The organism is Actinomadura sp. BRA 177 (genome assembly GCF_013372625.1).
Classification (GTDB): domain Bacteria; phylum Actinomycetota; class Actinomycetes; order Streptosporangiales; family Streptosporangiaceae; genus Spirillospora.
On sequence record NZ_JABXFD010000228.1, the window covers coordinates 1 to 9,567 of the forward strand.

Genomic DNA, 9,567 nt, shown 5'->3' on the forward strand with positions numbered 1-9,567 from the left:
GCCTGGAGCGGGAGGAGGCGGTCGGGGGAGCGGTCCCGGCTGGAGAGGTTGTCGCCGATCCCGATGACCAGGGTGGTCGCGGCGACGATCGTCGCGACGGGCCCGCGAGCGCCAGCCACGGAATGCGGAGGCCGTGCCGAGGGTGGCGGATCTCCTCGCGCCGCCACTGCCCGGGGTCCCGTTCGCCCGTCATGCCTGGATCGTCGCGAGGACGCGGTTCAGCTCGTCCGCCAGACCGGGGGTGAGGGCGCGCTCCCGCCGCCGCGTGTCGATCTTGTCGTGCAGGAGGGCGACCCGGCGGCCGACGTCCACGATCCGGTCGGTGGTGAGGTCGTTCTCCAGGTTGGTGATCACGTTGTTGAGGTCGATGGCGACGTCGGAGCGGATCTCGCCGGAGGCGTAGCCGCGGCTGACGATCGGGCGCAACTGGCCGAGCGCGCCCCGCACGCGCGTCCCGGCCGGCTCGGTGGTGGGACGCGTGTCGGGCGTCGTGGTCCGCGGCGGCGGGACGGCCTCGGTCCGGGTGGGCGGCTGGACGGAGACCGGCGGGCGCGGTGCCGAGACGAGGATCGCGGCGGCGGCCGTGACCGGGATCGCGACGAGGAGGGCGAGCACCGCGAGACGGGCCGGGCGGGGGACGCGCCGGCGCGGTGGCGGGCGCAGCGTCTTCGTCCGCTGGGGTGTGCTCGCCATCGCGGGACCCGCGGCGAAGGTCTGGTTCGGCGGGTCGTCGTCGCGCGCCAGGAGGTCGGCGATCCGCCGGGCGGACGGCGGCTCCTGGCTCAGGCAGCGGGCGACGAGCGCCGACAATTCCTCGGACGCTCCCGGAGTGACGCATGCGGCGATGAGAGCACCGAGCGCGCGGATGTCGGCGGCCTCCGTGTCCGACACAGGGGCGACTTCCGCGCTGTGCGAGGCGGGCCCGCGCGCGCTCCGGACGACTCCGGCGATCCCGGTGTCGACCAGCTTGACCTCGTCGCGGAGCAGCACGACCTTGCCCGGCCTCAGGTCGCCGTGCGTCACACCGGCCGCGTGCGCGGTGGCCAGGGCGGCGGCGATCTGGCCGCACAGGCCGGCGGTCTCGTAGGCGGTGAGCGGGCCCCGGCGGAGCCGGTCCGCGAGGGTCGTGCCGTCCAGGAACTCGGTCACCAGGTAGGAGATGAGCCGCCCGGACGCGTCCCGGGTCTGGTCGCTGTCGAAGATCGTCTCCAGCGCGGGGCAGGACAGCCCGGCGGCGCGGTTCACGCCCCGCTGGAACGCGGGGTGCAGGCCGGCCCGCGCGGGCGTCAGCAGCTTGACCGCGACCGGGCGGTCGAGCAGCTCGTCGCGGGCGCGCCAGACCTCCATCGTCCCGCCGTCGTCGAGGCGCTCCACGAGCCGGTAGCGCTCCGTCAGCCGCAAGCCCGATTCCACTGGACGTCACCCTCGTCCGTTCCCTGTGCCGGGCGTGGTCCCGGCCCGTCAGGAGGTACGCGCGGCCCGGCGCGCCCGGTTCGACTGGCGGAGCGCCAACGAGAACATCAATTGGACCATTCGTCAGCTGTCTTGATATTGAGATTCCAAGGGCCAACTGAAAAGATCGGAGGCTCGTGACCCCCGATGGCGGGCTGGGGTGACCATGACCGAAGCTTCCCTCGTCGTGCCTGTTGTGCTGCTGGCGCTGGCGGCGGTCCCGGGGCTGCACTTCGACCTCGTGCGCGGCCGCCGCGAGCGGGCCGGCAGCGCGCCCCCGAGGTTCTCCCGGGTGGTCGTCGCGGGCACCCTGCTCACGTCCGGCACGGTGCTCGTCCTCGGCCTGCTGGGGCGCGGCTCGGTGCTGAGCCCGCGCCGGCTGCTGGACGGGGACGCCGGCTCGACGCTCGTGGCGGGCTGGTCGGTGGCCTGCTTCATCGCACTCTCGCTTACGCTGTCGTCGCTTGCCGCGGCGGCGCTGACGCGGCTGGAGAACCGGCCGGCGCCCTTCCCGGAGCGGCCGGCACCGGAGCGCCCGGCGTCCGCCGACTACGCCGACCGCGACGTCGAGCTGGAGATCACGCTGAACAGCGGCGAGACGTTCCGCGGGCTGCTCGGGGAGGAGCCGGCCGCGCGCGGGCACGATCTCCCCTTCATCACGCTGTGCGGGCCGATCTTCCAGCTGGACGGGCACGGGAAGCCGCTGCCGCTGGACGCCCTGCACTGGGACCGGATGGTCGTCCCGACGCGGGCGGTCACGAGCGTCCTGGTGCGCCCGGTGGAGGAGCAGCCGCGGGCGGCCGCGTTCCGGGGCGTCCCGCCCCGGCACTCCGCGCCGCGGCTGCGGCTCACCGACCAGCTCACGATCCTCGCCGAGCAGTGCTACGCGCACCGCTCCGCGCCGTGCGCGCTGGCGAAGCTGCTGCTCCTGCAGCTGGTGGTGATCGCGCTGGTCGGCGCGGTGACCAGCGCGATCACCTGATCATCACACGCGGCTCGGGGACCGCTCCGCCCGCCACGCGGCGAGCAGCTCGCGCAGGCCCTCCTCGTAGCGGACGATGTTCGCCGTCTTCACGTCCTCATAGCCGCGGATCACGTCCGGCAGCTCCGCGATCCGGACGGCGAGGTCGTGGCGTTCGGCATTCAGTTCCGCGACCAGCTCGTTCAGGACGGCGACGTAGCCGGTGACGAGGCGGCGCTCGGCGCGGCGCTGCGCGGTCGCGCCGAACAGGTCGAGCGGGGTGCCGCGCAGCCGCCGCATGGCGCGCAGCGCGTGGAACGCCGGGCGTGCCGTCCGGCCGAGCGCGATCTTCCGGTCCATGCCGAACGCGCGCAGCAGCGGCGGGTGCAGCATGTACTTCACGGTGGAGCCGGGCCCGAACTGCTCCTCGACCCGCCGGGCGAGCTCGGGGTCGAGGTGGAGGCGGGCGACCTCGTACTCGTCCTTGTAGGCCATCAGCTTGTAGAGGTTGCGCGCGACGGCGACCGCGAGCCGCTGCCCGTCCACGCCCGTCTCCCGCTCGGCACGATCGACGCGCAGGACGGCGTCGAGGTACCGCTTGGCGAGCGCGACGTCCTGGTAGGCGGCCAGGTCGGGGACGCGGATCCGCAGCACGCGGGCCAGTTCGCCGTCCGCGCCGGACGCCTCGACCAGGCTCATCGCGGCCGTCGCGGTCGCGTCCAGCGGCCTCGGCGCGGCGGTGGTCGCGACCGGCTCGGCGGCCCAGTCCGGTTCGAGGACGAGCCGCCGCCCCGCCCGGAACGCCTGGACGTTCGCGTCCACCTGGACGCCGTTCAGCGCGAGCGCCTCCTCGATCGCCTTCGCCGACAGCGGCAGCAGCCCCGCCTGGTACGCGGCGCCGACCACGACGAAGTTGGCGGTGGTCGTGCTCCCGAACCAGCGCTCGGCGAGCGCGAGCGCGTCGAGCGCGACGAGCGACTCTCCCCGCGTCCGGTCGGCGATCTGCCGGACGAGCGACGCGCTCGGCGGCAGCGCCGCCGCCGTGTCGGTGACCATCCGCCCGGTCGGGACCTCGCTGGTCGACACGACCGCGGCGGTCCGGTCCGGTGAGCAGCGGCGCAAGTTCGTCTCGGACGTCCCGGCGAGCGAGTCGAACACCAGGTAGGCGTCGGCGCCGCCCGCGCCGACCATGCCCGGGCGGTCCCGGTCGGCGTCCCCGATCCGCAGGTGCGACACGACCGCGCCGGCCTTCTGGCTCAGCCCGGTCTGGTCGAGCGCGCGGGCGTGCCGGCCGTCGATCAGCGCGGCCGTGGCGAGGACCTGGTTGACGGTCACGACGCCGGTGCCGCCGATGCCGACGAGCAGGACGTCCCCCGACGCGGGGCGGGTCTCCGGATCCTCCAGCTCACCGATCTCCGGCAGCGACGGGCGCGCCTTCTTCTTCTCGCCCGGGATCACGGTGACGAACGAGGGGCAGTCGCCGTCCACGCACGAATAGTCCTTGTTGCAGGACGTCTGGTTGATCTGCGTCTTGCGTCCGAACTCGGTCTCGACGGGCTCCACGCTGAGGCAGTTCGACTTCACGCCGCAGTCGCCGCAGCCCTCGCACACCGACTCGTTGATCAGCACGCGGACCTGCGGGTCGGGGGCGAGGCCGCGCTTGCGCTTGCGCCGCGACTCCGCCGCGCACGCCTGGTCGTACAGCAGCACGGTCACGCCGGGGATCTCGCGCAGCTCCCGCTGGACGGCGTCGAGGTCGTCGCGGTGCCTGACGCGGACGCCGGGCGCCCAGTCGGTTCCGCGCGGGTAGCGGGACGGGTCGTCCGCCACCACGGCGATCTTCGCGACGCCCTCGGCGTGCAGCATCCGGGTGATCGCGGCGGGGTCGGAGCCGCCGTCGGCGTCCTGCCCGCCGGTCATCGCGACCGCCGCGTTGTAGAGGAGCTTGAACGTGATGTTGGTGCCGGCGGCGACGGCCTGCCGGATGGCGAGGCTGCCGGAGTGGAAGAACGTCCCGTCGCCGAGGTTCTGGAACATGTGCCCGGTCTCGCTGAACGGCGCCGCGCCGACCCACATCGCGCCCTCGCCGCCCATCTGCGTGGTGCCGATGCTGCGGTCCTGGAAGACGGTCATCACGTGGCAGCCGATGCCGCTGGCCGCGATCGACCCGTCCGGCACGACCGTCGAGCGGTTGTGCGGGCAGCCGGAGCAGAAGTACGGCGTGCGCGAGGCCGAGAGCAGGTTGATCTTGGGCTTGCGCGGCTGGAGTGCCGCCTCGCGCAGGTCGACGTGCTCCTCGCCGACCCGGTCGGCGAGGAAGCGGGCGAGCGCCTTGGTGATGCGGTCGGCGTCCAGCCCGCCGTCGGCCGGGACGAGGGCTCCACCCGGCCCGTTCTTCCCGTACACGGCCGGACGTTCCGCCTGGTCGTAGAGGACGTCCCGGATCTGCGTCTCGATGAACGCGCGCTTCTCCTCCACCACGACGATCTCGCGGAGCCCCGTCGCGAACTCGCGCATCCGGTCGGCGTCCAGCGGATAGATCAACGCCAGCCGCAGCAGCCTTACGCCGCGCCGCGCCAGCGCCTCATCGTCCAGCCCGAGCCGATCGAGGGCCTCGCGCAGCTCAAGATAGGTGCGCCCGGCCGCGACGAGACCGATGGTCGCGTCCGCCGCCCCTTCGATCCGGTCGAGCCCATTAGCGGCGGCATATGCTGTCGCCGCCTGCAGCCGACCCTGCAGGACTTCGGTCTCGATCGCCGTCGTCCCCTTCAGATCGACGCCGGGCTTGCGCGTCGGCTTCCACGGACGCCCCCGCCATGCGAAGTCCGGGATCACCGGGTCGGGCACCGGCTCCGCCGCCACGGTCTCGTGCGAGTCGGCGACGTCGGTCACGACCTTGAAGCCCGTCCAGGCCCCGCTGAACCGCGACATCTCGAACCCGTGCCGGCCGAGCCGCAGCACGTCGCCGACCGACGCGGGCACCAGCACCGGCATGAACGCCTCCGCGAGCGCGCCCTCCGTCGCCGACGGCAGCGTGGACGACTTGGCGGACGGGTCGTCGCCCACCACCGCGAGCACCCCGCCCCGCTCGGACGTGCCGAGCCAGTTCGCGTGCTTGAACGCGTCCAGCGACCGGTCGACGCCGGGCGCCTTGCCGTACCAGAGCCCGAAGACGCCCTGGTAGCGCGGCCCCGGCAGGTGCTCGGCGAGCTGCGACCCGTAGACCGCCGTCGCCGCCAGCTCCTCGTTCACGCCCGGAATGAACCGGATGTCGTTGCCCTCCAGCAGCGTCGCGTCCCGCATCAGCTGCTGGTCGAGGCCGCCGAGCGGCGACCCCCGGTAGCCGGACACGAACCCGGCGGTCGTCCAGCCGCGCCGGGCGTCCGCCCGCCGCTGGTCGAGCAGCAGCCGGACGAGCGCGTGGACGCCGCCGATCGCGATCCGGCCGCGCTCCAGCTCCAGCCGGTCCCGAAGCGGAGAGGAAGAAACGGTGGTGCTCATGCTTGCATTGAGCCCACTTCACTGAGCGGTGTGCAAGATGCTGGCACGATACTTGAGCAGATTGCTCAAATCAGTACAAAGTCACCCGCCGGAGCTGAGCATTGTGACCCGCACCACTCTCCTCGACCTGCAGATCCTCCGCCGCCTCGTGGAGCAGCCCCGCATCGGCATCACCGAACTGGCCGCCAAGCTGGGCATCGCCCGCAACACCGCGCACGCCCGCGTCGAACGCCTCGAACGCGACGGCGTCATCGGCCACCGCGGCCGGGAGGTCGACCTCGGCGCGCTCGGCTTCGAACTGACGGCGTTCGTCACCCTGGAGGTCGCCCAAGGCCGCCTCCGCGAGGCCGCCGTCGCCCTCTCCGCGATCCCGCGCGTCCTGGAGGTCCTGGGCATCACCGGCCAGGGCGACCTCCTCGTCCGCGCGGTGGCCCCGAACGGCAAGCAACTGCACGAGGTCATCGACGCGATCCTCGCCTGCCCCGGCGTCCGCCGCAGCACGACGTCGATCGTCCTGACCCACCAGGTCCCCTTCCGCATCGCCCCCCTCCTAGAGGACGAGGAACGCCGCGCCCGCTGAAGCATCACCAAAGCGTTCCCGGGTAGGGGCGGCTTTGGTCGCACAAAGTGACCGACTCGCTTCAAACTGTCGCCGCTGTGGAGGCTCGTGATGCTGTTGACCCACCGGGAACGGGAACGGCTGCTCATCTTCACCGCCGGTGAGCTCGCCCTCAAACGCAAGGAGCGGGGGCTGAAGCTCAACCTGCCCGAGGCGACGGCGGTGATCACGTCCTTCCTGCTGGAGGGCGCGCGGGACGGCCGGACCAAGGCCGACCTGCAGAACGCGGCGCGTCCAGCGCCGCCAGGTTCGATCTCCAACATCCCCCGTAACTGTAATGATATAGTCACGTATTGTGAAACTAGTGCTGCGGGTGAAGCTGTTGCCGACGCTTGACCAGTTGGCGGCGCTGAGCGGGACTCTGCACACCTGCAATGCCCTGGCCAACCGGATATCAAGTCAGGCGTACGAGAAGAAGGTGTTCTCCCGGGCCGGGCTCCAGAAGCTCACCTATGCTGAACTGAAGGCGGCCGGGTTGTCGGCGCAGCCGGCATTGCATGTGATCCGCAAGACCGCCGATGCCTACACCACGCTGCACGCCCAGATCGACGCCGGGCTACTCGGCGGGCGGCACTCCAAGCGCCGCCGCAGGGCTCAGTCCAAGCCGATCACCTTCCGCGACCAGGCGGCCCAGCCGTTCGACGACCGCTGCCTGTCCTGGCAGATGGATGCCCGCACGGTGTCGATCTGGACCATCCACGGCCGGGTGCGGGACATCGCGTTCACCGGCAGGCCGTCCCACCTCAAGACCCTGGCCGAGCACCGCAGGGGCGAGTCGGACCTGGTGCACCGGGACGGTATGTGGTTCCTGCATGCCACCTGCGAGATCGAAGAAGCCGTGCCGTTCGAACCGGTCGACTGGATCGGCGTGGACCGGGGCATCGTGAACCTGGCCACCACCTGCGACGGCACCGACTACCAGGGCAAGGGGCTGCGCAGGTACCGGCGGGCACAGGCGCGGCGTCGTGCTGAACTGCAGAAGAAGAAGGCGGCCGGGTCGCGCTCAGCGGCCCGGCGCCTGGCGCGGCGCAAAGCCCGGGAGGGGCGGCACGCCGCGAACGTGAACCACACGATCGCCAAGAAGATCGTGGCCGATGCCCAACGCACCGGACGCGGTATCGCGCTGGAAGAACTCAGTGGGATCCGTGACCGGGTACGGCTCAGGCGGCACCAGCGGGCCACGCTCTCCACCTGGCCGTTCCACCAGCTCGGCACCGCCATTGCCTACAAGGCCCAGCGGGCCGGGGTGCCGTTCCTGGAGGTCGACCCGGCCTACACCTCACAGACGTGCCCGCGCTGCGGGCACGTCGCACGCGGCAACCGTCCCAGCCGGGACCATTTCTGCTGTCGTCGGTGCGGGCTCGCTGGCCCCGCCGACCACATCGCCGCCGTGAACGTCCGCCAGCGGGCGCGCACGGCGTGGGTATTTGTCAGCATGCCCGGCCCGCCCTCCGCACAGAGGGCAGGTGATGCGATTTCGGCGCGACAGCCAGTGGCGACGGGGAGCGCGACGAGGCGTGAACGACCGAGCCGCGGGCTCGGCTGTTCACGGCCGAGAAGCTGACGTGCCACGAGGACTGGGGCGCCACCCCGCCGGTGATCGACGCGGCGCTCACCGTCGCCGACGCGCACGGCGTGCAGGTCGCCGTGCACAGCGACACGCTCAACGAGGCCGGGTTCGTCGAGGACCTCGTCCGCACCGTGGGCGGCCGGACGTTCCACAGCTACCACACCGAGGGCGCCGGCGGCGGGCACGCGCCCGACATCATCCGCATCGCGGGGGAGCGGAACGTCCTGCCGTCGTCCACGACCCCGACCCGGCCGTTCACCGTCAACACCGTCGACGAGCAGCTCGACATGATCCTCGTCGCGCACCACCTCAACCCGAAGGTCCCGGCCGAGCTGGGCTTCGCGGAGAGCCGGGTCCGGGCCAGCACGATCGCCGCCGAGGACGTCCTGCAGGACATCGGCGCGATCTCCGCGATGTCGTCGGACGCGCAGGCGATGGGCCGGCTCGGCGAGACGGTGCAGCGCACCTGGCAGACCGCGCACGCGATGAAGAAGCTGCGCGGCGCCCTGCCCGGGGACGGCCGCGCCGACAACCACCGGGCCCGCCGCTACGTCGCCAAGTACACGATCTGCCCGGCCGTCATCCACGGCGTGGAGCGGGAGATCGGCTCGATCGAGGCGGGCAAGCTCGCCGACTTCGTCCTGTGGGAGCCCGCGCTGTTCGGCGTCAAACCGACCGCGGTGTTCAAGGGCGGAATGGCGGCCACGGCGATGCTGGGCGACCCGAACGCGTCCGTACCGACGCCGCAGCCGGTGCTGCCCCGCCCCGGCTACAACGTCGGCACCCGCGCCGCGCAGGCCACCAGCCTGGCGTTCGTCGCCCCGGCCGCGCTGGACGACGGGCTCGCCGACCGGCTCGCCGTGCACCGGAAGCTCGTCCCCGTCGAGAACGTGCGGGGCCGCACGAAGGCCGACCTGCCACTGAATGATGCGCTGCCGAACATTGAGGTCGACCCCAACACCTTCGAGGTCCGCATAGACGGCGACACGATCGACCACGAACCGGGCACCGAACTGCCGATGACCCAGCGCTACTTCCTCTTCTGACCGTGTGCGCCGCACAGCTCCTACTGCTGGCCGACGGCCGGTTCCCCGCCGGCGGGCACGCCCACTCCGGCGGGTTCGAACCGATCGCCGCCACCGGACGCGTACGGGACGTGCCGACCCTGGAGGCGTTCCTGCGCGGACGGGCCGCGACCACCGGCGCCGTCTCCGCCGCCTTCGCCGCCGCCGCATCCGTCGCGACGCGGTTCGGCGAACTCGACGCTGAACTGGACGCGCGCCTGCCATCGGCCGCCGTCCGGTCGGCGTCCCGCACGCTGGGCCGCCAGCTGCTGCGCACCGCCCGTACCGTATGGCCGGGCCCCGGGTGGGACGGCCTCGGAGCCGCGCCGCACCAGCCGGTCGTCCGCTCTTATACACCACCTACCCCGCCGACCAAGACGACACTGCAGACACCCAGAGC

General features: G+C 72.3%; 7 protein-coding genes and 1 pseudogene. 6 read left to right on the forward strand and 2 right to left on the reverse strand.

Annotation, left to right across the window (positions count from 1 at the left end; genetic code table 11):
• Positions 1–189: 189 nt before the first annotated feature.
• Complete coding sequence (locus tag HUX53_RS08790) at positions 190–1,401, reverse strand: protein kinase (protein ID WP_176402659.1); 1,212 nt, start codon at positions 1,399–1,401, stop codon at positions 190–192.
• A 217-nt stretch (positions 1,402–1,618) separates the two neighbouring features.
• On the opposite strand from HUX53_RS08790, the gene HUX53_RS08795 reads away from it, so the two are divergent.
• The gene (locus HUX53_RS08795) at positions 1,619–2,434 is read left to right on the forward strand and encodes a DUF6338 family protein (RefSeq protein ID WP_176402660.1); all 816 of its coding nucleotides are present in this window, start codon (positions 1,619–1,621) and stop codon (positions 2,432–2,434) included.
• Positions 2,435–2,437: 3 nt separating this feature from the next.
• Here the strand turns inward: HUX53_RS08795 and HUX53_RS08800 are convergent, their stop codons facing one another.
• Positions 2,438–5,914, reverse strand: a complete 3,477-nt coding sequence (locus HUX53_RS08800; RefSeq protein ID WP_176402661.1) for an indolepyruvate ferredoxin oxidoreductase family protein — start codon at positions 5,912–5,914, stop codon at positions 2,438–2,440.
• Between the two features lie 103 nt (positions 5,915–6,017).
• Between HUX53_RS08800 and HUX53_RS42220 the strand changes: the two genes are divergently transcribed.
• From HUX53_RS42220 to HUX53_RS08825, 5 genes and pseudogenes are all read left to right on the forward strand, one after another.
• Positions 6,018–6,494: an Lrp/AsnC family transcriptional regulator gene (locus tag HUX53_RS42220; RefSeq protein ID WP_309237124.1), complete on the forward strand. Its 477-nt coding sequence runs from the start codon at positions 6,018–6,020 to the stop codon at positions 6,492–6,494.
• Between the two features lie 90 nt (positions 6,495–6,584).
• Entirely contained in the window at positions 6,585–6,869 is a 285-nt protein-coding gene (locus HUX53_RS08810; protein ID WP_176402663.1) for an urease subunit gamma, read from the forward strand.
• Entirely contained in the window at positions 6,838–8,097 is a 1,260-nt protein-coding gene (locus tag HUX53_RS08815; RefSeq protein ID WP_309237125.1) for a transposase, read from the forward strand. Before HUX53_RS08810 ends, HUX53_RS08815 begins: the two co-directional genes overlap by 32 nt.
• Before the next feature lie 5 nt (positions 8,098–8,102).
• Positions 8,103–9,149 (forward strand): annotated as a pseudogene (locus tag HUX53_RS08820) (urease subunit alpha); the annotation flags it as partial.
• A 2-nt stretch (positions 9,150–9,151) separates the two neighbouring features.
• On the forward strand, positions 9,152–9,567 hold a 416-nt coding region (locus tag HUX53_RS08825; RefSeq protein ID WP_309237126.1), incomplete at its 3' end, for an urease accessory UreF family protein.

Bases quoted from the DNA above. Each gene is read 5' to 3' on its own strand.
- HUX53_RS08795 (WP_176402660.1), top strand. From the start codon at position 1,619: ATGACCGAAGCTTCCCTCGTCGTGCCTGTTGTGCTGCTGGCGCTGGCG.
- HUX53_RS08800 (WP_176402661.1), bottom strand. From the start codon at position 5,914: ATGAGCACCACCGTTTCTTCCTCTCCGCTTCGGGACCGGCTGGAGCTG.
- HUX53_RS08810 (WP_176402663.1), top strand. From the start codon at position 6,585: ATGCTGTTGACCCACCGGGAACGGGAACGGCTGCTCATCTTCACCGCC.